Origin of the sequence: Marinobacterium iners (genome assembly GCF_017310015.1) — a bacterium.
In the GTDB taxonomy this organism is placed as follows: domain Bacteria; phylum Pseudomonadota; class Gammaproteobacteria; order Pseudomonadales; family Balneatricaceae; genus Marinobacterium; species Marinobacterium iners.
This window is the reverse complement of the sequence record NZ_CP022297.1, coordinates 3907035-3928402: the sequence shown is the minus strand read 5'-3', so window position 1 is coordinate 3928402 and position 21368 is coordinate 3907035. Positions and strand designations below refer to the sequence as shown.

Below are 21368 nucleotides of genomic sequence, written 5' to 3'. Positions count from 1 at the left end.
AGGTTCAGAGCGCGTCGTGACCGGACTCGCCGGTGCGGATGCGGATCACCTGCTCCAGACTGGTGACGAAGATTTTGCCGTCGCCGATCTTGCCGGTCTGAGCTGCCTTGGATATCGCCTCAAGTACCTGATCGACAATGTCATCTGCTACGGCTGCATCAATGCGAACCTTGGGCAGGAAGTCGACCACATACTCTGCGCCGCGGTAGAGTTCGGTATGACCTTTCTGACGGCCAAATCCTTTCACTTCGGTGACGGTGATGCCCTGCACACCGATTTCCGAAAGTGCTTCACGAACATCATCGAGCTTGAACGGTTTGATGATGGCTGAGATCAGTTTCATGTTTTGGGTCCTCTTCTCAGTACTCATAAGGCCTGCGTCCTCGGGAGCGGGTTGTCAGGCCGTGTGTACTGACTAAGCGAAGCTTGTGCCAATTTGTTTTTATCTTTTTAAAACAGAAGGTTGCGATTTGTATTGAGGACTGAAAGGGCATTTTCGAATGATATGCGGGTGATACAGGTCTGTTTTTATGCACTGGTTTGGTGCAAGTGCTCTTTTGGTGCACGTTCTGGAATCTGACGCCGAGGCCGATCTGGTTTATAGTAGCGGCATTGAGATGCAACCTTGTGCAGGAGCCCCGGATGATCCACCAGAAATTGATCGATAGCCTCTCCGGCCAGTTTAGCCAGCTGCTGGCCGGACGCCCGGACCTTCCCGGTCAGCAAGAGCTGCAAAGCCAGGTGCGCAGCATGCTGCAGGGAACCTTTGCCAAACTGGATCTGGTAACCCGGGATGAGTTTGAAGCACAGCAGGCGGTGCTGATGCGCACTCGCGATAAGCTTGAACAGCTTGAGCAGCGCCTGGCGGCACTTGAACCGTCGGTGGAGAACCCTGCTCCGGCAGCGACGGATAACGATACTCAACTCTGAACCCTTTCCAGCGACACAAGGATCGTGTCATGTCACTTGCTGTTATTCATACCCGAGCCCAGCTCGGAATCGAGGCGCCAGCGGTCACCGTTGAGGTGCATCTGTCGGGTGGCCTGCCCTCAATGTCGATCGTTGGTCTGCCGGAAACGGCGGTCAAGGAAAGCCGTGAAAGGGTACGCAGTGCCCTTATTACGGCCGGATTCGACTTTCCTCAGCGCCGTATCACCATCAACCTGGCACCGGCTGATCTGCCCAAGGAAGGTGGCCGTTATGATCTGGCGATTGCCGTGGGTATCCTGCTGGCATCCGGCCAGTTGAAGCGCTGGAAGGGCAGCGAAGCAACCGAAATGATCGGTGAGCTGGCGCTGTCCGGTGCGGTACGACCGGTAAGGGGAGTTCTGCCGGCTGCCGTGGCGGCAGGTCGCAGCGGCCGCAGCCTGATAGTGGCACTTGATAATGCGGCTGAAGCAGTGATGGCACAGCGCACGGAAGTGTTTGCGGTGGGCCATTTGCTGGAGTTGGTGGCGCATCTGACCGGCAAGCAGCGGCTGGAGCCGGTGCTGGGCTCGCTCTCTGTTACACCTGTTGAGGAAGGGCCTGATCTGGCCGATGTGAAAGGCCAGCTGCAGGCGCGTCGGGCGCTGGAGGTGGCGGCTGCAGGGGGACACAACCTGTTGTTTTCCGGGCCGCCCGGCAGCGGTAAAAGTATGTTGGCGGCACGGTTGCCGGGATTATTGCCGCCACTTGAGACTGAACAGCAGCTTGAAGTGGCCGCAATCTGCTCCGTTGCCGGGCATGATGTTCGACCAGCCTGTCATGGCGTGCGCAGTTTCAGGGCACCACACCATACGGCCTCGGCGATTGCGCTGGTGGGTGGTGGCAGTCACCCCCGTCCCGGTGAAATATCGCTGGCGCATCAGGGGGTTCTGTTCCTGGATGAATTGCCCGAGTATCCGCGCCGTGTACTTGAGGTCTTGCGTGAGCCACTGGAAACAGGCGAGATACTGATCTCCCGTGCAGCGCGGCAGACCCGCTACCCGGCCCGATTTCAGCTGGTGGCGGCGATGAACCCCTGCCCCTGTGGCTATCATGACGATGGGACGGACCGTTGTATCTGCACCCCCGACCAGATTCGGCGCTACCAGCAAAAGATCTCCGGCCCTTTGCTGGATCGGGTCGACCTGCAGCTGCAGGTGCCGGCACTGCCACCCGAAGCACTGCTGCAGCCGGATCAGCCGGGGGAGTCCAGTGCTCGTGTGCGTCAGCGGGTGGTAGCAGCCCACGTACGGCAGCTGGAGCGGCAGGGCTGCATGAACCGAGAACTTGGAGGCCGTGATCTCGAAGCATATTGTGCGCTTGATGATGCGACTCGCGCCTTGCTGGTCAGGGTGATGCAGCAGACCCAGCTTTCGGCCAGGGCCTGTCATCGTTTGTTGCGGGTGGCCAGGACGTTGGCAGATCTGGCGGGAGAAGAACGAGTGGGTCAGGAACAACTGCTGGAGGCACTGGCTTTCAGGGGGCTTGCTGGCGCTGACTGCGACTAAGCAGGGCCAGAAACTGCTCTTCGCAGATGGGGCGGCTGAAGAAGTAGCCCTGAACCTGATCACACTCATGCCGAATCAGAAACTCCAGCTGCTCGCGGTTTTCGACCCCTTCTGCAATCACCTGTTTGTTCAGGTTGTGAGCCAGGCTGATCATGGCACGCACGATCTCCTCATCGTCCGTGTTACCGGGTATGCCGGCAACGAAGGACTTGTCGATCTTGAGCGTGGCCACCGGCAGCTTCTGCAGCAGGCTGAATGAAGAGTATCCGGTACCGAAGTCATCCAGTGAAAATTCCACACCCAGCGCGCTGAGTTGGGTGATCGATTCACGTACATGTTCTTCGTCACTGCACAGTGCCGTTTCGGTCAACTCGAACTCCAGGGTTCGGGTATCGATCAAGTGCTGTTTGATCAGGCGTTCAATGGTGGTCGCGAGAAAGCGATCCTGAAACTGTCGGAACGACAGGTTGACACCAATACGACCCTTCAACCCAGAGGCCAGCATGTTCGGCAGTGACTTGCCCACCTGTTGAATGACCCAGTAGCCGAGTGGCACCACCAGCCCTGAAGCCTCGCAGTCGGGAATAAAATGATCCGGAGTGAGCAGACCGCGCTTGGGGTGCTGCCAACGGATCAATACCTCGGCGCCGCAGATACTGCCTTCGTGCAGGTCGATGCGTGGCTGATAGAAGAGCACAAACTCTTCCCGCTGCAGAGCGCGCCAGAGTTCGGGGTTATAGCTGGATGTGGGTTCAGGGTTCTGCAGCTGTTCCAGCTTGCGCAATCGATCATGGCACTGCAGCAGGTTGCTGCAGTAGCGCAGCACGCGGTGCAATGTGGTTTCACAGGCTCCGGAGGACAGAATGTGATCGTTACAGGGGTCCGTCAGCAACGCCTGCCAGCGCTGGTCAGGCGGCTCTTTCAGCAATAATACAGAAGGGGCAATGGGGCAGTGCTTGCGAAGGTGGTTCAGTGTGCGGCTGGCGTGCTCTGGGCAATCGGTTTCCAACAGGATGATCAAAGAAGAAAACTGTTGCAGGATGGGGACGGCGGCTTCTGGGGAGCGGCAGCGATACAGGTGCCCTTGCCACCAGGGTTCCAGCCAGCTTCGCCAGCTTGTTTCCAGTACATCAGACTCGCTGATCAGTACCAGAGCTGGGTGTCCGGGTTCTGTCGGGTTTAGCGGCTCATCATCTGCCAGCATGGTACTGTTTCCCCTTTACACCTGAATAATACCTCCGCAGAGGGTCTGAATTTCATCAGGGGGCCATGTCATAATAGGCGATTGCCATGATCGACGTTCGAGGTTATCACGCTTTGGTGATGGCCAGAAGTACGCGATCCAGCCTTCTGTTTGCAGTATTACAGCAAACAGCTGTATCAAAACTGTATCGGCCGGTATCGATCCGGGTTTAATTTTTTCGAGGTGACATGAGCAGACTCAATCCACGCCAGCGCGAGGCGGTGCACTACATCGGCGGCCCTCTGCTTGTTCTGGCCGGTGCCGGATCTGGCAAAACCAGTGTGATCACGCGGAAAATTGCCTGGATGGTGCAGGACGCGGGCATCGAAGCGCGTCGCATCGCCGCCGTCACATTTACCAACAAGGCCGCGCGTGAAATGAAGGAGCGCGTTAGCCAGTTGCTTGGCAAACAGGAAGGGCGAGGCCTCACCGTGTCTACCTTTCATACCCTGGGGCTGTCGATCATTCGCCGTGAACGCAAGCATCTGGGACTGAAAAGCGGATTTTCGCTGTTTGATGATCAGGACAGCAAGGCACTGCTGCGTGATCTGATGCTGCAGAATGACGAAGATACCGACCAGCTCAATGAGGTGCAGCACCGGATCTCCAACTGGAAAAATGACATGCTGACGCCGGATCAGGCGCTGGCAGAGGCTCAGCTGCCACAGGATATTCTGGCAGCACGCGCCTACGAGGCCTACGACCGCCATCTGCGAGCCTACAACGCGGTGGACTTTGACGACCTGATCCTGCTGCCGGTGCAACTGTTCAGCAACCATTCCGATGTGCTGGAACGCTGGCAGCGCCGTATTCAGTACCTGCTGGTGGATGAATATCAGGACACCAACCTGTCCCAGTACCGTTTGGTACGCCTGCTGGTGGGGCACCGCAGCGGTCTCACCGTAGTGGGGGATGATGACCAGTCGATCTACGCCTGGCGCGGTGCTCGGCCGGAGAACCTGGCCCAGCTGCAGACCGACTTTCCCAGCCTCAAGGTGGTCAAGCTGGAACAGAACTACCGCTCCACCAGCCGCATTCTGAAAGCGGCCAACACCCTGATCGCCAACAACCCGCATGTGTTCGAGAAAACTCTGTGGAGCGAGATGGGCTACGGCGACCCGATCCGGGTGATTCATACCCGCAACGATGATGCCGAGGCGGAGCGAATCGCCACCGAAATTCTCGATCGTCATCTGCGTGAACGGATCGGCTTCCGTGATTTTGCCGTGCTGTATCGTGGTAACCATCAGGCTCGTCTGATTGAGATGAAGCTGCAGCACTATCAGGTGCCCTACAAACTTAGCGGTGGGACCTCCTTCTTCGCCCGGGCCGAAATCAAAGACCTGATGAGTTACTTTAAAGTGTTGATCAACCGCGATGATGACAACGCTTTCCTGCGCATCATCAACCTGCCGCGGCGCGAGATCGGCCCCAGTACCCTGCAACGTCTGGGCGAATACGCGTCCGGGCGTGAAGTCAGTCTGTTCGACGCGTGTGGCGAGCTGGGGCTGGAGCAGGTCTTGCCGGCACAGGCGGTGGAACGGCTGCGCCGCTTCTGTGATTTGATCGACCGTTTGTATCAGCGCTGCCGTGACGGTGACCCCATCGCTGCCATCCATGAACTGATGGACGAGATCGATTACCCTGGCTGGATCCGTCAGAACGCCTCCAGCGATGTGGTGGCCGAGAAGCGGATGCAGAATGTCTACTTTCTGATCGAGTCGCTGCAGTCCACGCTGGAGCGGCTGCAGGAAGAAGACGAAGGCGCAGGTATTGAGGATGCGATTGCTCGGCTGGTGCTGCTGGACATGCTCAACCGGCAGGAGGAAGAAGACGATTCTGATCGGGTACAGCTGATGACCCTGCATGCCTCCAAGGGGCTGGAGTTTCCCCATGTATTTCTGCTGGGTATGGAAGAGGAGCTGCTGCCGCACCGTAACAGCATCGAAATGGATACCATCGAGGAGGAGCGCCGGCTGGCCTACGTGGGCATTACCCGGGCGCAGAAAACACTCACCATGACGCTGGCTAAACAGCGGCGGCAGTTTGGCGAATGGATGGACTGCACACCCAGTCGATTCATTGATGAATTGCCGCAGGAAGATCTGGAGCGTGAGGGGTTGGGTGAAGCGAGCCCGGAACAGAACCGGGCCCGCGGTCGTGCGACACTGAGCGGGCTCAAGGGGTTGCTGGATGACCTCTGAGCAGCCCCTCCGCCTCAGCCGTAAACGGCGTGAGGCAGCCAGGTGGCCAGCCCGCTCTGCCAAGCAATCAGCGCCAGTACCAGCAACTGAATCATGATGAATGGCACCACACCCTTGTAGATCTGTCCGGTGGACACGCTGTCGGGCGCCACCCCGCGCAGATAGAACAGGGCAAAGCCGAACGGCGGTGTCAGGAAAGAGGTCTGCAGGTTGATCGCCAGCATGACACCCAGCCAGATCGGGTCCAGCCCCATGCTCAGCAGAATCGGCGCCACAATCGGCACCACCACAAAAGTGATCTCGATGAAGTCGAGGAAGAAGCCGAGCAGGAACACGATCAACATCACTACCGCCATGGCGCCGACAACGCCACCGGGCAGGTCTGTGAGGAAGTCGCTCACCATCTCGTCACCGCCGTAGCCACGGAACACCAGCGAAAAGATTGATGCGCCAATCAGGATCATGAACACCATGGAACTGACCTGAGTGGTGGAGCGCATTACTGCGTGAAGGGTCTTGAGGCTGAATGCCCGACGCATCATCGCCAACAGAATGGAACCCACAGCACCCACCGAGGCGGCCTCGGTGGGCGTCGCAAAACCGCCCAGAATGGACCCGAGTACCAGCCCGATCAGCAGCACAGGCGGCAGCAGAGCCTTCAGTGCACGCATCCAGAGGTTGGTGATCTGGCTTAACTCTTCAGCGGGAATGGCCGGTACCGCCTTTGGGCGGGTGATCGCTACAAACACCATGTAGCCGATATAGGCGATCACCAGCAGCAGGCCCGGAATCAGCGCGCCAAGGAACAGATCTCCCACGGTGACAGTATCCGGCGAGAAAATGCCCCGATCGATCTGCGACTGTTGGTAGGCAGACGAGATCACATCCCCCAACAGCACCAGTACGATTGAGGGTGGAATGATCTGGCCCAACGTGCCCGAGGCGCAGATGGTACCGGTGGCAACGGCCGGGTCATAGCCCCGGCGCAGCATGGTTGGCAGCGACAGCAGCCCCATGGTCACAACCGTAGCGCCCACGATGCCGGTACTGGCGGCCAGCAGCATTCCCACCAATGTCACGGAGATGCCGAGACCGCCGCGCATGGAACCGAACAGCGCCGCCATGGTATCCAGCAGCTCTTCGGCGATCTTCGATTTCTCCAGCATTACTCCCATGAATACGAACAGAGGCACCGCAATCAGGACTTCGTTGTACATCACACCGAAGATGCGGTTGGGCACAGCCTGCAGAAACACGCTGTCAAAGTGACCGGTCAAAATGCCGACGCCGGCAAACAACAGGCCTGTGCCGGCCAACGCGAAGGCAACGGAATAGCCCATCAGCAGAATGAAAATGGCGCCGACAAACAGCAGCAGAGGCAAATACTCGATCACAGTGCGTGCTCCTCTTCAGCAGCGGGCAGATGGGCGTTGCCGCTGATCACCAGAAGGCTGCGCAGCAGTTCTGCCAGTCCCTGCAGGATCATCATGGCAGGCATGACGAGTAGTGCGGTTTTAAGCAGATAGCGATAGGCCAGACCGCCTGATTCTTGCGAGGCTTCCTTGATGGACCAGGATGATGCTACATAGTCCCAGGACATCCAGAAAATGAAAATGCACACCGGCATAAGCAGAAACAGGGTGCCGAACAGGTTTATCCAGGCCTTGCCCTTCTCGCCCAGCGGACGATAAATGATGTCCACGCGCACGTGGCCGTCGTGCTTCAGGGTGTAGGCAGCTCCCAGCAGAAACACTAGGCTGTGCATGTAAATGATGGATTCCTGCAGTGCCGTATTGCCCTGATTGAACACGTAGCGCTGTACGACGACAACGAAGGTACCCAATACCATCAGCAGGGTCATCCAGGCGACCGTGCGCCCGGTCCATTCACTGAAGCAGTCCAGGCAGCGCACCAGCACTGCAGCGGGATGAGATTGGCTCATTGTATTTCTCGATTCTGTGAGTGTGACAACGGTGCGAAAGTATATCAGTAAAGTCTGGTATGGCATTAATGCAGATGACTACAGCTTGAGCCGGCTGTGCCGTACAATAGACCTCAACACATCCCAAGCGGAGACACTGATGAGCGAAATGCTGAACCTGGAGCGCGAGCTGGAGACATTTGAACCCTGGCAGTTGACCGCCTTTTCCGCGGCACTGACGGAGCGCATGTTCCCCAACTTTGCCCTCTTTGCCCGGCTGGTCAACTTTGGTGACCCGGCTCGAATGCGTCTGCTGCTGGATGGCGTTTGGGATAGCCTGGCTGGCACCGGTGCCAGGGTAAACTTTGAGGTCCAGCTGGATCAGGTGGAAGCCAACATGCCGGACCTGGATGAGTACGACATGTATGGTGCCCTGCCGGCACTGGACGCAATCGTAGCACTGAATGCCACTATCAACTGCCTGCTGGAAAAAGACCGCTCAGAGGCTGCTAACGTGGGCCAGCTGTCCCGCGAAAGTGTGGCGACCTTTATCGAAGTCACCGAAAGTGATGACGAGCTGTCTGACGAGGATCTGGTCAGGCTAATCAATACCCATGAGCTGATGCAGGCCGAAGATGGCTTTCGTGACGAAGTGATCGAACGGCTGCAGAATCAAAAACAGCCGAGTGCAGCATTTGTGCGCGAGTTGCGTGAGTTGGCGCGCAATGAGGGTGTCAGCAACATCGGCATCAGCGACGAAGACGACTGATCATGCTCAAGCTCGGTCTGTTATTGCTGGTGTTGCCGGGTATGCTGCTGATGGGTGCTTACCTGTATGACCTGTCGCTGGTCGAGGCCTGTCTCGACAGTGGCGGCTCTTGGGACTATATCGAAGCGCGCTGTGACACCGAACGGCAGCACCCTTTTGTACCCTATATGGCGCGGCACCCACTGCTGGTTAACGGTGGCATGCTGCTTTCAGTGCTGGGGCTGCTTTTGTGTATCGCAGGCCTGTACCGGCGTCGTTAATCCTCAGGAGTTTCTGCATGTGGAAAAAAATTCTGCTGATACTGGTCGTGCTGCCCCTGCTGTTCGTTCTGTTTTTGTGGCAGGTCAACCCGAGCTGGTGGCAGTCGATGAAGGCCGAGTGGCTGGCCGAATTCAATGCCGAACGTGCCGAGGCGGCTACCAACTGGCGCAATGATGGGCTGGCGTTCGGTCGATTGAATAATCAGCAAACCTGTCTGGAGCAAAGCCTGAGCAACTTTGACGGCTGCACTGGGTTTGACTGCACTGTCAACTATGGCCGCTTTCTCCGGGCCTGCCTGGAAACCGCACAGACCAGCGAGGGTTTCTGCGAAGCGGTACCGGGTTTTCGTGAAGAGCCGACCGAAGATGACAAGGCCTGGGCCAAGGATGAGTGTTGGGGCCGCAACATCCGCGGCGAAGGCTGCCGCCTGCTGATGCGTCAGCAGCAGCTGTTCTGTGGCCCGGCAGAAGATGAAACGGCGGCATCCCTGCCTAAACCCGAATCAGATGGTTAACACCAGTTTGCCGCGCACATGCCCGGTGGCGCTCAGGCGGTGTGCCTCGGCTGCCTGATCCAGCGGCAAGTTGTCGGTCAGGTTCAACATCACCTTGCCGCTGGACGCCAGCATTGCCAGCTCATGTAACTGGCCGGCATCCGGTCGGGCACGAATGCCGCTCACTTTAAGCCCTTTGGCCTCACCGGCTGCGATCACCTCGGCAGCCGTGACGGAAGGCAGGGTGATCATTTTGCCATGGGGCTGCAGACAGCTCAGGGCACGGATGGCCGTTTCACCGCCAACACCATCGATAATCAGGTCAGCGTCATGAATCAGGTTGTCTACCTGCTGACGCTGGTAATCGATGATGTCGTCACAGCCCAGGCTTTGCAGGAATGCCTTGTTGCCATGTGAAGCTGTGCCGATCACATAGGCGCCTTTCCACTTCGCCAGTTGTACTGCCAGATGGCCGACGCCGCCCGCAGCTGCGAGTACCAGAACCGACTGACCTCCTTTTAGCTCACCGACTTCAAACAGGGCTTGCCAGGCGGTCAGGCCCGCCAGTCCGAGTCCTGCTGCGGTTACCGAATCCAGTGCACTGGGGCGCTGACAGATCTGGTCAGCCGGGGCGATCAGATACTCGGCATAGCAGCCGGCCGGCTGCGGAAAGCGGATAAACCCCATGACTTCATCACCCTGACGCACGTTGTTGACGCCGTCACCCAGAGCTTCAACACGGCCGGCGAACTCCCAACCGGGGCAAAAGGGCAGGGCTTCAATGAAACTGCTGGCGCCACCACCGGAGCAGGTTTTCCAGTCGATCGGGTTCACTCCGGCCGCGTGGTTGCGGATCAGTACCTCACCCGGCCCCGGTTGTGGCTGTTCCAGCTCGTTGAGCTGCAGGTTTTCGGGCCCGCCAAAGACGTGGATACGGATCGCTTTCATGTGTACTCTCCCCGGATTGTTCGGCTGGTGTGAGCCGCCGTCATCAAACGTTAACTGATACCAAGAGTAAAGTGATCCTGCCATGTCGGCAAATGCTATGTGATCACCTTCAGGAGGCAAGATGAAGGGAAACCCCATACGTGGCGGCAGTTATCTGCTGCGTGGAGCGGCCATGCTGCCGCAACCGGGTATTCGGCGTTTTGTGCTGGTACCGCTGCTGATCAACCTGTTGCTGTTCATTGCCGCCATTTGGCTGCTGATTCAGCAATTCACCCACTGGGTCGAGTATGGGCTGGGATATCTGCCTGACTGGGCCGGTTTTCTCTATTGGCTTTTCTGGCCCCTGTTCGCCCTGGTGGTGATGGTGGGGGTGTATTACGGCTTTTCCATCGTGGCCAATCTGATAGCAGCGCCCTTTAACGGCTTTCTGGCCGAAAAGGTGGAGCATAGGCTGCGCGGTGCCCCGCTGGTGGATGAGGGCTGGGGCGCGGTGCTGGCGATGATTCCACGGGCGCTGCAGCGGGAGCTGCAGAAGCTGGGCTACTATCTGCCACGCTTTCTGCTGTTGCTGTTGATTACGTTTATACCGGGCCTGAATCTGCTCTCGCCACTGCTTTGGTTTCTGTTCGGGGCCTGGATGATGTCGATTCAATACTGCGATTACCCGATGGACAACAACAAGGTCAGCTTTCCACAGATGAAGCAGTTGATGAAGGCGCGTCGAGTAACATCGATCGGGTTTGGCGGGCTGGTTCAGCTGGGTATGCTGGTGCCGGTGCTGAATCTGTTTTTGATGCCGGCGGCGGTTGTGGGCGCGACTATTTTCTGGGTGGAGGAGTATGCCGCCGAAGCCAGGGATATCAATCCCGGGGCGGCACTACCAGCTCAGCGGGGAAATGGCAGCTGAAGCAGCTGCCCCTGCCAGGCTTGCTGTCGATCTCCAGCCGGGCGCCAAGGCGCATCAATACATGCTTGACGATGGCCAGCCCAAGCCCGGTACCGCCACTGGCGGACGAGCGGCTGTCGTCCACGCGATAGAAACGCTCGGTGAGGTGAGGAATGTGGCGTGCCTCTATCCCGATACCGCTGTCGGTCACACTGAAATAGCCGCCTTTGGCATCAGCCCACCAGCGGATCAGGATATGGCCCTCATCGGGCGTATAACGCACGGCATTAAACACCAGATTGGACAGCGCACTCTGTAGCTCTGCCGGAACACCCAGCAGGTCATGTTGTGGATCTATCTGCAGCTCGAATTGATGCTGGCGCTCTCCTGAAAGGGTAACGGCATCTTCATGAATATGGCTGATCAGGCTTTGGATCAGCACTGGCTTGAGCGTGGCGGCCTGACGTGAGGTGGCCTCCAGTCGCGACAGCAGCAACAGATCCTGGACCAGGTTTTCCATTCGTCGCGCTTGCTGTTGCATTTGACTGAGCCCCCGCATCAGCGGTTTGGGCAGGTCCTGATCGAGGAAGGTTTCAAGGTAACCCCGAATGACCGTCAGTGGGGTGCGCAGTTCATGCGATGCGTTGGCCACGAAGTTCTGCCGAGTCTGCTCCAGCTGGGTCAGTCGGGTGATGTCACGGGCCACCAGCAGGCGATCATCCGCGCCAAAAAGGCTGATCTGATACTGCAGTCGGGTATCACCGCCCAGCGGTGATGGCAGCTCCAGCGGCTCCTGATAGCGGCCCTTGCGGTAGTAATCCACAAATACGGGATCACGTACCAGATTCAGCAGCGGCTTGCCTCGGTCGGATGCATGACGCAGCCCAAGCAGCCGCTCGGCGGCCAGATTCCACCATTCCAGGTTATTGTTGCGATCGATGATGATGACTGCATCGGGCAGGGCCGCTGAAGACTGCTGAAAGCGTGAGATGACGTTGCGCAAAGAAGCTTCGCGTGCCTGAGTGCGCTTTTGCATGCGTGCCAACGCGTCCAGAATTTCGCCCCAGGCACCGGGCAGCTCGGGTGGCTCTTCAGATGTATCGCCGACCAGCCACTCACGCAGGACATTGAAGCGACGGATCTGAATCACGGCCCACACGATCATGCCAAGGGTGATGCCGGCAATCGGGAAGCCCAGCACCGCACCCAGAATCAGGCCCAGACCGGCACTGAGCAGCAGGCTCATCAGCAGCGAGTGCCGCGCTATGTGCATGAAGTCATTCCATTCCGATCCTGTGAATGTGGTGACCGAAGCCGATCAGGCCACCTGTGCCGAGAAACGATATCCGGTGCCACGTACCGTCTGTACCAGATAGTCGTGACGCTCGCCCAACGCCTTGCGCAGGCGGCGAATGTGGACATCGACGGTACGCTCTTCCACATATACATTGCCGCCCCACACCATATCCAGCAGCTGGCTGCGGGTATAGGCACGATCCGGATGTGTCATGAAAAACTGCAGCAGGCGAAATTCGGTTGGCCCAAGCTCCAGCGGTCGGCTCTCTGCAGTAACGCGATGCGAAACAGGGTCCAGAGTCAGACTGTCCACCGTGACCGGCTCTTCCACCCCCTTGGGTGTGGCGCGGCGCAGCACGGCCTTGAGTCGTGCGACCAGCTCACGTGGCGAGAACGGCTTGGTGATGTAGTCATCCACACCGGCTTCCAGCCCCTGAATCTTGTTGTCCTCATCGGCCTTTGCAGTCAGCATGATGATCGGGATGTCAGCCGTCACTTCATCCTTGCGCAGGCGGCGGGCGAACTCGATACCGCTGGTACCGGGCATCATCCAGTCCAGCAACAGCATATCGGGTTTGTTATCGACGATGCGGGCATGAGCGGACTGGGCACTGTCTGCCTCATCACATTCGTAACCTGCCATCTCCAATGCTACCGCAATCATTTCGCGGATCGGTGCTTCGTCATCAACGATCAGTACGCGTTTGGACGCAGACATGTTTCTGCCTCTTTTACAGACATTTAATCAGAGTCTGGTATTACAAGACGTTTTGGTTACACAAATATGACATTGGCAGATTTTCTTTCACTTGTCAGTGTCGGCTCAGGTGCGCAGCGCGTATTCCAGTATCAGGCCGAGCAGCACCAACAGCTCGGCATAGTGGTTGTTGAGGAAGGCGCGGAAGCAGGGCATCCGTTCGCGGGCGCGGATCAGCCAGTGCTGGTAGACAAACAGGGTGGCGGCACCGGCCAGCCCCAGCCAATACCAGAGCCCCAGTTGCTCAATCTGACCTACCCAGAGCATCACTACCAGAGTGGCCAGTTGCAGCAGGGCGATGATGAGACGGTCGTGGCGGCCAAACAGCACTGCAGTGGATTTGACGCCAATTTTCAGGTCATCGTCACGATCCACCATGGCATACTGGGTGTCATAGGCCACGGTCCAGAGCAGCTTGGCCAGGTAGAGCAGCCAGGCGGTCAGCGGCAGTGTTTCCTGAGTGGCGGTAAACGCCATTGGAATGGCCCAGCCAAAAGCCGCTCCCAGCACCAGCTGTGGCAGGTGAGTATAGCGTTTCATGAACGGGTAGATAAACGCCAATGCAAGGCCGCCGAAGGACATCAGGATGGTCATGCCGTTTGTCATCAGCACCAGCAGAAACGAGACCAGCATCAGACCGCAGAAAAGATAGATCGCTTCACGCTCACGGACTCGGCCTGATGGCAGTGGACGATTGAGGGTGCGTTTGACGTGGCCATCAATATGTCGGTCGGCAAAGTCGTTGATGACACAGCCGGCAGAGCGGGTCAGGAACACACCCAGACAAAAGATCAGCAGCAGATCCAGCGCCGGCAGGCCTTCCGATGCGATCCAGAGTGCCCACAGGGTCGGCCAGAGCAGCAGGTAGGTGCCGATCGGTCGGTCGGCACGCATCAGGTGCACATAGGCCTGCAGCTTCTGCTTTAATGGGTGCTGTGACGGGGTCGTTGCCTGCATGATCACTCCTGAGCGGTCAGAGCGGGTATTGTACGTGCTCCATGGCCGGGAGAAAAACTTCGCATACCAGCAAGGGCTTGTGGTGCAGACGGAACACGGAGCGTCGTGCCCAATAGTGCTGCCCGCCGCTGTCTTGCAGCCGGCAGGCGCGCAGCGGGGCACGTTCAAGGCTGGGGTCACGGAACAGGTAGGAACCGAGGGAACGCGAGCCCAGTCGCAGCAGGCGTCGCTCCACCCCGGTCAGCGTGGTGGCGGGAATGACCGTTCGAGCGAACACCCAGGGTTCGGCATTACGGCCCAGCAGCTCAACCTCCCGAATCAGAGCGCGACGTCGTGGGCTGATCCCGAGTGCCCGTGCCTCGTCGGCGCTCGGATACTGCCAGCATTCGCTCAGCACGCGAACGCTGAACTCGCCCCCGGCCGCACGCTGCAGGCGCTGGCTCAGCGAGCCCGAGTCATAAAGCCAGGGACGCCAGTGTGCCGGCACCTGGAAACTGCTGCTGCCCGCAAGCAGCCAGTGCCGGTGGGGAGAATGGATGAGCAGAGATTCGCGTGCTGACACCTGAAGGGCTTCCGTTAGTGAGACGGCCCCAAGTCTAGCATTTTCACCCACTCAAGTGCTGTAGTGCGGGTTACTCTTCTGTGCTGCTTTCATCGCTCAGCAGTGTGTCGGCTTCGTCCTCAACGGTCTGGCGGATCTGCTTCAGGCTGCGGTGGCGCACGTCGGTACCGCTGACCTGATAGATCAGATGCTCGGCCAGGTTACGGGCATGGTCACCGATGCGTTCAAGGCTGCGAAGAGCCCAGATGACACTCAGTACGGAAGAGATCGCACGCGGGTCTTCCATCATATAGGTCACGAGTGAGCGCATGGCCGTGCGGTATTCACGGTCCACTTCCTTGTCCTGTTTGGCGACCAGGTAGGCCATCTCGATATCATTGCGAGCGAAGGCGGTCAGGACGTTGCGTACCATGTCGCGCACCAGATTGCCGATGTGGCGCACTTCCTGATGACCGCGTTGCGAAGTGCCGCTCTGTGCCAGTTCGATTGCTTGTCTGCAGATGCGGGACGCTTCATCACCAATGCGTTCGAGATCGGATACGGCACGGCTGATCGACACGATCAGACGCAGGTCGCTGGCTGCCGGCTGACGTCGGGCGATGGTAGTGGTGCAAAGATCATCGATCATCAGCTCCATGGCATTGGTCTGCTGGTCGACCTTGCGTGACGCCTCGGCACGATCCACATCCGCTGTCAGCAGCGCTTCGATGGCGTCATTGACCTGATGTTCCACCATGCCGCCCATGGTCAGCATCTGGGTACGGATGGTTTCCAGCTCTTCGTTGAACTGCTGGGAGATGTGGGTTGAGTAGTTGTCTTTTTCCAGTTCCACAGTGTTTGTCTCCGTTACGGACAGCTGGCCTAGCCATAGCGTCCGGTGATGTAATCTTCAGTCTGTCGTCTGGACGGCCGGGTAAACAGCTTCTCGGTCTCGCCAAATTCGATCAGACGCCCCTGATGCAGAAAGGCGGTGTAATCGGATACGCGGGCAGCCTGCTGCATGTTGTGTGTGACAATCAGGATGGTGAAGTCACGTTTCAGTTCATGAATCAGTTCCTCGATCTTAAGTGTCGAGATTGGGTCCAGTGCCGAGGCCGGTTCGTCCAGCAGTAGGACCTCGGGGCGAATGGCGATGGTGCGGGCGATCACCAGGCGCTGTTGCTGCCCCCCGGACAGTCCCAACGCACTCTCGTGCAGTCGGTCCTTGACCTCGTCCCAGAGTGCTGCCGAACGCAGCGCCCATTCAACGGTTTCATCCACCACTCGCTTTTTGCGGATGCCCTGAATCTTGAGGCCGAAGCTGACATTTTCATACACCGAAGCCGGAAACGGATTGGGCTTCTGGAACACCATGCCGACCCGACGTCGCAGCTCTGCCACATTGACTGATCGAGCGTAAATATCTTCATTATCCAGCAGAATTGTTCCAGAAATATTACAGTCTGCTGCCAGCTCACTCATGCGGTTGAAACAGCGCAACAGAGTCGACTTGCCGCAGCCGGACGGGCCTATAAAGGCGGTTACTCGGTTGCCGGGAAGATCCAGATTGATATTGCTCAGCGCACGGCTATCGCCATAGCGCAGGCTGAGGTCCCGCACTTGCAGCCGGGTGTCCGGGAGGTCAGATTCAGGGCTGGTGGTAGCCGGATCGGCCGATATCTGTGTGTCCAGGCGTATCAAGGCATAGCTCCGTTGATGAAGGTTGCACGCTAGAGTTCCGGTTCCAGTGTTCTGAATCGGGCCCGCAGATGGTTGCGCATCAGGATTGCTGACAGGTTCAGCAGCAGGATCACCAGCAACAACAGCAAAGCGGTAGCATAGACCAGTGGCTGAGCGGCTTCAGTGTTGGCGCTGTGGAAACCGACATCATAAATGTGAAAACCAAGGTGCATGAATTTCTGGTCCAGGTGCAGATAGGGGAAATGTCCGTCTACAGGCAGCTGGGGGACCAGCTTGACCACTCCTACCAACATCAGTGGCGCGACCTCACCAGCAGCCCTGGCGATCGCCAGAATAACTCCCGTCATCATGGCCGGGCTGGCCATGGGCAACACGACTCTCCACAGGGTTTCCGCCCGGGTTGCACCCAGTGCCAGGGCGCCTTCGCGCAGGCTGGACGGAATGGTGCGCAACCCCTCTTCGGTGGCCACGATCACCACCGGCAGTGTCAACAGGGCCAGGGTGGCCGATGCCCATAGCAGGCCGCCAGTGCCGAAGGTCGGTGCTGGCAGGGCTTCCGGGAAAAACAGCGCATCGATACTGCCCCCCAGAAAATAGACGAAAAAGCCGAGCCCGAAAATGCCGTATACAATGGAAGGTACCCCGGCAAGGTTGTTGACGGCGATGCGAATGATTCGGGTGAGCCGTCCCTGATAAGCGTATTCATGCAGGTATACGGCGGCCAGCACGCCGAATGGCGTGACCAGCAGTGACATCAGCAACACCATCAGCACGGTGCCGAACAGAGCGGGAAAGACGCCGCCCTCGGTATTGCCCTCGCGGGGTGAGTCAGACAGGAACTCCCACAGCTTGATGCCAACGTGTTCCAGCCTGTCGACAAGGCTCATGCCGTTCGGGCGGTAAGCGCGAATAACGTCCACCATGGCGAATTCCAGCACCCGTCCATCAGCCACTTCAACGTGGAAGTGGTCACGGGTGACCTGCTGCTGCAGGCGGGTCAGCCGTTTCTGCAGCAGATGATAGTCCTGCTCCAGGTCGGCCCGTTCCCGGGCCAGAACCTCCAGTTGAGGCACCTTCAGTGGGCCGAGCAGCTCAAGCCGGCGCTGCTCCAGACGCAACTGTTCCAGCGTGCGGTTGATCTGCCCAAGCATGTTGCTTTCGATGCGATCAATTTCCTGCTGCAGTGCCTCGGTACGCTGCCGGCGCTGCTCGAATTCACGCCACAGCATGTCCTGATCGATGTCCGGGCCCTGCTGCAGCAGGGTGCCGTTTTCGCTCAATCCACGCAGATAGCCATACAGCTGTCCCCAACGAGTGCGCTCGAATACAGCCAGATGATCGGGGTAGTGCCGCTCTGACAGGGCATTGTCCAGTACCCAAAAATAGTCGCTGTCGCTGAATTCCCGATTGCCGCTGTGGATCAGGGTGCGCTGTACTTCAGCCTGTTCCGAGTCGAGTGACAGGCCGGCCTCCTGCAGCTGGCGTACGCTCACATGCTCATGCCGGATGACTGCACCAATGACGCGCCGACTCTGACTGTCGGCCGTCACCTCTGCCTGCAACAGGCCTTTGGGCCAGAAGTGGGCCAGCCCCTGAATACTGATCAGCAGCAGAATACCCAGCAGGGTGAGCAGACATAGTGCAACGGCACCGGCATTGAGCCAAACCCAAGGGGTATCGGTATGAAACCATCGCATCAGTCGGTTATCAGAGCGCACGGTATTTCCTCCGCAGCTGCTGACGGATCAATTCGGCGATGGTGTTAACGACCAGTGTGAACAGGAACAGCAGCAGTGCGGTCAGGAACAGCACGCGGTAATGGCTGCTGCCGACGCTGGATTCAGGCATTTCGATGGCGATATTGGCGGCGAGGGTTCGCATTCCCTCGAAGATGTTCATCTCCATGATCGGGGTGTTGCCGGTGACCATCAGAACGATCATGGTTTCACCGATGGCACGCCCGAAGCCGATCATCAGGGCCGAAAAAATACCGGCGCTGGCAGCAGGCAGGATCATCCAGGTCAGCGCCTGCCAGGGGGTAGCCCCCAGTGCGAGAGCACCGTTACTGAGGTGGCGCGGTACGGCATGAATGGCATCTTCGGTGAGGGAAAACAGGGTGGGAATAATGGCAAACCCCATTGCAATACCGACGATCAGTGCGTTGCGTTGGTCATAACTGATACCCACCTGATTGCCGAGCCAGAGTACCAGCTGACCATCAAAAAGCCATGCCTCAATAGGCACTGCCAGTAGGAAGGCCAGCCAGGCCACCAGCGGAATCACCCCCAGCAGCAGGATCACGTCCCAGCCTTCAGGCAACAGGAAACGGATGCGTTGCGGCATTTTTTCCCACCCGAAGGCGAACAGCAGAATGCTGATCGGCAGCAGAAGGACCAGTAACAGGATGGCGGCCAGATGAACCTGCATGAACGGCGCCAGCCAGAGACCGGCGAGAAAACCCAAAACCACAGAAGGAACGGCGGCCATCATTTCGATCATCGGTTTGATTTTGCGGCGCAGGGACGGCGCCATGAAATAGGCGGTATAGATGGCGCCGCAGATCGCCATGGGGGTCGCCATCAGCATGGCATAGAGTGCAGCCTTGAGCGTACCGAATACCAGCGGCACCAAGCTGTATTTGGCGGCTGAGTCCGTGCCATTGGTGGATGACTGCCAGATGTAGCCCGGCTCGTCGTAGTCTTCGTGCCAGATCTCGCTCCACAGGCTGCTCAGCGTGATTTCGGCGTGGGGGGCCTGCAGCTGCCAGCTGCTGACCCGGTTGTTGCGCTCCATCAGCAGGAAGCTGTTGTACGCAGACAGCGCCAGCGCGTCAGGCTCGTCACCGAGCAGATTGGTGCGCAGCAAGGCGCGGCTGGATGTCAGGCTGTACACACTTAGTGTTCCGCTCTGTTCCAGCGTTATGAAGCTGTTGTCCTGCTCTCGCCCGGCCAGCCGCTTGGGTGCTGACTGCAGGGGGTCATATTGACGGATCTGCTGCAACTTCAGGCTGTTATATTCATCCGGAACGAAAAACCACTGTGACAAGGCACCCGATTGATCACCCAGCATCAGGCTGCGCCGCCCCGGCAGCAGCTCAAACAGCGTTATCTCCTCCCGAGCGGCGCGGATCACTTCGTAGGTTTGGCCCTCTCCCTGCAGGGGGATTACACCAATGCGACCCTCAGGGCCCAGTGCAAGCAATCGGGATTGTTGTGGCATCAACAGCAGTTTGCGTGGCTCGAAACCAGGTGTGGGCAGACTGACAGACTGTATAGGGGCAGGCCCGGGTTGGCTCAGATCAAAGCGGAACTGATGTAATTGGCCGTCATGGAAGCTGATCAGCAGCAGCTGTTTCTGGTTAACGGCCGCCGCCAGCGGGCCGGCGGGAGCCGGTTGCAGGCTCAGGGGTTCGATACCCAGTGGGTAGTGTAAAACCGGTTGAAGATTATTCGTGCCAGAGTACTGTCGCTGCACCGGCAACACGCGTCCGTCACTCAGTGCCAGTACCATCAGGCCGTCGCCGGCATCGGCCAGGTCGGTAATGTGGCTGTTGTCGGGCAGGGCAATTCTCTGTTGTTGCAGAAGCGCGCCGCTGGCTGGTTGAAAAAATTGCAGCTCACCTTGTTGCGTGAGCCGTACGCCGATCCGACCTTCGGCATCCAGGGCCATGTACAGACTCTGCCCCGTCAAAGGCTGCTCGATCTGCTGTTGAAGCGGCACGATTCGGGCCGATGTCAGCAGAGGAACCACCTGATACAACAAATAGAACAGGATCATCAACACCGACAGGATCACGCCCAGTCCACCGAGCATGATGAACAGCGTGGCCAGTCGATCCTTGTAGCGGCGCAGCTGTAGCCAGCGCTTGCGCAGTGGTGTCGTGAGACGCAACTCTGGAGGCGGTGGCAGCGGGCTAGTCGACATCCGATATCTTCCCCAGCTGACGAGCGATGGCACTGGCGGGCAATGGTGTGTAGCCCTCTTTCAAGACCACTTCCTGCCCTTCACGTGACAGCACCAGATGCAGAAACTCCCGCACCAAAGGGTGAAGTGGCTGCCCTGGTGGTCGGTTAATGTACATATACAGGGGACGAGCCAGCGGATAGCGGCCATCAATGAAGCTATCTGGCTCAGGTACGACATAATCATTGCCCAGTCGTGCCAGCGGTAACACGCGCACCGAGGCGTTGCGGTAGTTGATGCTGGAGTAACCGATCGCGTTCAACGCCGTTGCCACCGACTGAACCACCGAGGCCGACCCTGGCTGTTCGTTGACTCGACTATGAAAGTCGCCGCGGCACAATGCCTGTTCACGGAAAAAGCCATAGGTGCCGGACACGGCATTGCGGCCGTACAACAGCAGTGGCTGGGTTGCGAGTTGCCCCTCTACACCCAGCTGTTGCCAGCGATCAATCCGGAGCTTTCCCCCGCAGCGCCGAGTGGCTGAAAAGATCGCATCCAGCTGCTGCAGGTTCAGACCTGCTACCGGATTGTCCTGATGTACGAAGATTGCCAGAGCATCCATTGCGACGGTAATCGCTGTTGGGGGGTAGCCGTGTCGGCGTTCAAATGCCAACAGCTCTCGCTCCAGCATGGGGCGGCTCATGGGGGCAAGACTTGCGGTCCCTTCGATCAGGGCTACCGGAGCCGTTGATGAGCCCGGGGCCTGCAGCTGAATATTCACATTGGGATACAGACGATTGAATTCCTGTGACCAGAGCAGCATCAGGCTGGCCATGGTATCGGAGCCGACACTCGACAGGTTGCCGGAAATGCCGGCAACGCGCTGGTAAGGCTGCAGTTCGGTGGCCGTATTGCTCACGTCCGCGCGGGCTCCTGTCGCCAGCAACAGCAGGCCCAACAACAGTAAGAGTCCGGAGTGCTTCAATGTCTGAATCCTGGCTGGGTCAAGTCAGT

The 21368-nt window shown here is 58.4% G+C and carries 21 protein-coding genes; 7 read left to right on the top strand and 14 right to left on the bottom strand.

Going from position 1 to position 21368, the window contains the following annotated elements:
* Window positions 1-4: 4 nt before the first annotated feature.
* Window positions 5-343: a P-II family nitrogen regulator gene (gene glnK, locus CFI10_RS18480; RefSeq protein WP_091826128.1), complete on the bottom strand. Its 339-nt coding sequence runs from the start codon at window positions 341-343 to the stop codon at window positions 5-7.
* A 299-nt stretch (window positions 344-642) separates the two neighbouring features.
* Here glnK and CFI10_RS18475 point away from each other — a divergent pair, with 299 nt between their 5' ends.
* Together CFI10_RS18475 and CFI10_RS18470 are read left to right on the top strand one after the other, a co-directional pair.
* Complete coding sequence (locus CFI10_RS18475) at window positions 643-930, top strand: accessory factor UbiK family protein (RefSeq protein WP_091826125.1); 288 nt, start codon at window positions 643-645, stop codon at window positions 928-930.
* Between the two features lie 29 nt (window positions 931-959).
* Window positions 960-2474: a YifB family Mg chelatase-like AAA ATPase gene (locus CFI10_RS18470; protein ID WP_206837476.1), complete on the top strand. Its 1515-nt coding sequence runs from the start codon at window positions 960-962 to the stop codon at window positions 2472-2474.
* On the opposite strand, the gene CFI10_RS18465 is transcribed toward CFI10_RS18470, so the two are convergent.
* A complete protein-coding gene (locus CFI10_RS18465; RefSeq protein WP_206837473.1) occupies window positions 2443-3678 on the bottom strand; it encodes a putative bifunctional diguanylate cyclase/phosphodiesterase in 1236 nt (411 codons plus the stop codon). The genes CFI10_RS18470 and CFI10_RS18465 overlap by 32 nt on opposite strands.
* Window positions 3679-3905: 227 nt before the next feature.
* Here CFI10_RS18465 and rep point away from each other — a divergent pair, with 227 nt between their 5' ends.
* On the top strand, window positions 3906-5921 hold the full coding sequence (rep, locus tag CFI10_RS18460) for a DNA helicase Rep (protein WP_206837471.1): 2016 nt from the start codon (window positions 3906-3908) through the stop codon (window positions 5919-5921).
* 14 nt (window positions 5922-5935) lie between these two features.
* Here rep and CFI10_RS18455 read toward each other — a convergent pair whose 3' ends face one another.
* Window positions 5936-7315 carry a TRAP transporter large permease gene (locus CFI10_RS18455; protein ID WP_206837466.1) on the bottom strand — a complete coding sequence of 460 codons (1380 nt, stop codon included), beginning with the start codon at window positions 7313-7315 and terminating at the stop codon, window positions 5936-5938.
* The gene (locus CFI10_RS18450) at window positions 7312-7863 is read right to left on the bottom strand and encodes a TRAP transporter small permease subunit (protein WP_091826104.1); all 552 of its coding nucleotides are present in this window, start codon (window positions 7861-7863) and stop codon (window positions 7312-7314) included. The genes CFI10_RS18455 and CFI10_RS18450 overlap by 4 nt, the downstream gene beginning before the upstream one ends.
* Window positions 7864-8002: 139 nt before the next feature.
* Here CFI10_RS18450 and CFI10_RS18445 point away from each other — a divergent pair, with 139 nt between their 5' ends.
* Genes CFI10_RS18445 through CFI10_RS18435 form a run of 3 tightly spaced genes read left to right on the top strand, consistent with a single transcriptional unit; the run spans window position 8003 to window position 9386 of the window.
* Window positions 8003-8611 carry a YjaG family protein gene (locus CFI10_RS18445; RefSeq protein ID WP_091826101.1) on the top strand — a complete coding sequence of 203 codons (609 nt, stop codon included), beginning with the start codon at window positions 8003-8005 and terminating at the stop codon, window positions 8609-8611.
* 2 nt (window positions 8612-8613) lie between these two features.
* The gene (locus tag CFI10_RS18440) at window positions 8614-8871 is read left to right on the top strand and encodes a hypothetical protein (protein ID WP_091826099.1); all 258 of its coding nucleotides are present in this window, start codon (window positions 8614-8616) and stop codon (window positions 8869-8871) included.
* 17 nt (window positions 8872-8888) lie between these two features.
* Window positions 8889-9386 (top strand): hypothetical protein, encoded by a 498-nt coding sequence (locus tag CFI10_RS18435; protein ID WP_206837463.1) that lies wholly within the window; start codon window positions 8889-8891, stop codon window positions 9384-9386.
* Here the strand turns inward: CFI10_RS18435 and CFI10_RS18430 are convergent.
* Window positions 9375-10313, bottom strand: a complete 939-nt coding sequence (locus CFI10_RS18430) for an NADP-dependent oxidoreductase (RefSeq protein ID WP_206837460.1) — start codon at window positions 10311-10313, stop codon at window positions 9375-9377. The genes CFI10_RS18435 and CFI10_RS18430 overlap by 12 nt on opposite strands.
* Before the next feature lie 121 nt (window positions 10314-10434).
* On the opposite strand from CFI10_RS18430, the gene cysZ reads away from it, so the two are divergent.
* The gene (gene cysZ / locus CFI10_RS18425) at window positions 10435-11220 is read left to right on the top strand and encodes a sulfate transporter CysZ (protein ID WP_091826090.1); all 786 of its coding nucleotides are present in this window, start codon (window positions 10435-10437) and stop codon (window positions 11218-11220) included.
* On the opposite strand, the gene phoR is transcribed toward cysZ, so the two are convergent.
* From phoR to CFI10_RS18380, 9 genes are all read right to left on the bottom strand, one after another.
* Complete coding sequence (gene phoR / locus CFI10_RS18420; RefSeq protein WP_206837458.1) at window positions 11174-12472, bottom strand: phosphate regulon sensor histidine kinase PhoR; 1299 nt, start codon at window positions 12470-12472, stop codon at window positions 11174-11176. The two genes, cysZ and phoR, sit on opposite strands and share 47 nt — an antisense overlap.
* A gap of 45 nt (window positions 12473-12517) precedes the next feature.
* Window positions 12518-13213 (bottom strand): phosphate regulon transcriptional regulator PhoB, encoded by a 696-nt coding sequence (phoB, locus tag CFI10_RS18415; protein ID WP_091826085.1) that lies wholly within the window; start codon window positions 13211-13213, stop codon window positions 12518-12520.
* 105 nt (window positions 13214-13318) lie between these two features.
* Window positions 13319-14209, bottom strand: a complete 891-nt coding sequence (gene ubiA / locus CFI10_RS18410; RefSeq protein ID WP_206837455.1) for a 4-hydroxybenzoate octaprenyltransferase — start codon at window positions 14207-14209, stop codon at window positions 13319-13321.
* Window positions 14210-14225: 16 nt separating this feature from the next.
* Window positions 14226-14771: a chorismate--pyruvate lyase family protein gene (locus CFI10_RS18405; protein ID WP_242530055.1), complete on the bottom strand. Its 546-nt coding sequence runs from the start codon at window positions 14769-14771 to the stop codon at window positions 14226-14228.
* Between the two features lie 70 nt (window positions 14772-14841).
* The gene (phoU, locus tag CFI10_RS18400) at window positions 14842-15603 is read right to left on the bottom strand and encodes a phosphate signaling complex protein PhoU (protein WP_091826081.1); all 762 of its coding nucleotides are present in this window, start codon (window positions 15601-15603) and stop codon (window positions 14842-14844) included.
* Window positions 15604-15632: 29 nt separating this feature from the next.
* Window positions 15633-16430 (bottom strand): phosphate ABC transporter ATP-binding protein PstB, encoded by a 798-nt coding sequence (gene pstB, locus CFI10_RS18395; protein WP_242530207.1) that lies wholly within the window; start codon window positions 16428-16430, stop codon window positions 15633-15635.
* Window positions 16431-16480: 50 nt separating this feature from the next.
* On the bottom strand, window positions 16481-18148 hold the full coding sequence (gene pstA / locus CFI10_RS18390) for a phosphate ABC transporter permease PstA (RefSeq protein ID WP_206842288.1): 1668 nt from the start codon (window positions 18146-18148) through the stop codon (window positions 16481-16483).
* A 10-nt stretch (window positions 18149-18158) separates the two neighbouring features.
* Complete coding sequence (locus CFI10_RS18385; protein WP_206837451.1) at window positions 18159-20375, bottom strand: ABC transporter permease subunit; 2217 nt, start codon at window positions 20373-20375, stop codon at window positions 18159-18161.
* Complete coding sequence (locus CFI10_RS18380; protein ID WP_091826072.1) at window positions 20365-21339, bottom strand: PstS family phosphate ABC transporter substrate-binding protein; 975 nt, start codon at window positions 21337-21339, stop codon at window positions 20365-20367. The genes CFI10_RS18385 and CFI10_RS18380 overlap by 11 nt, the downstream gene beginning before the upstream one ends.
* Between the last annotated feature and the right edge of the window lie 29 nt (window positions 21340-21368).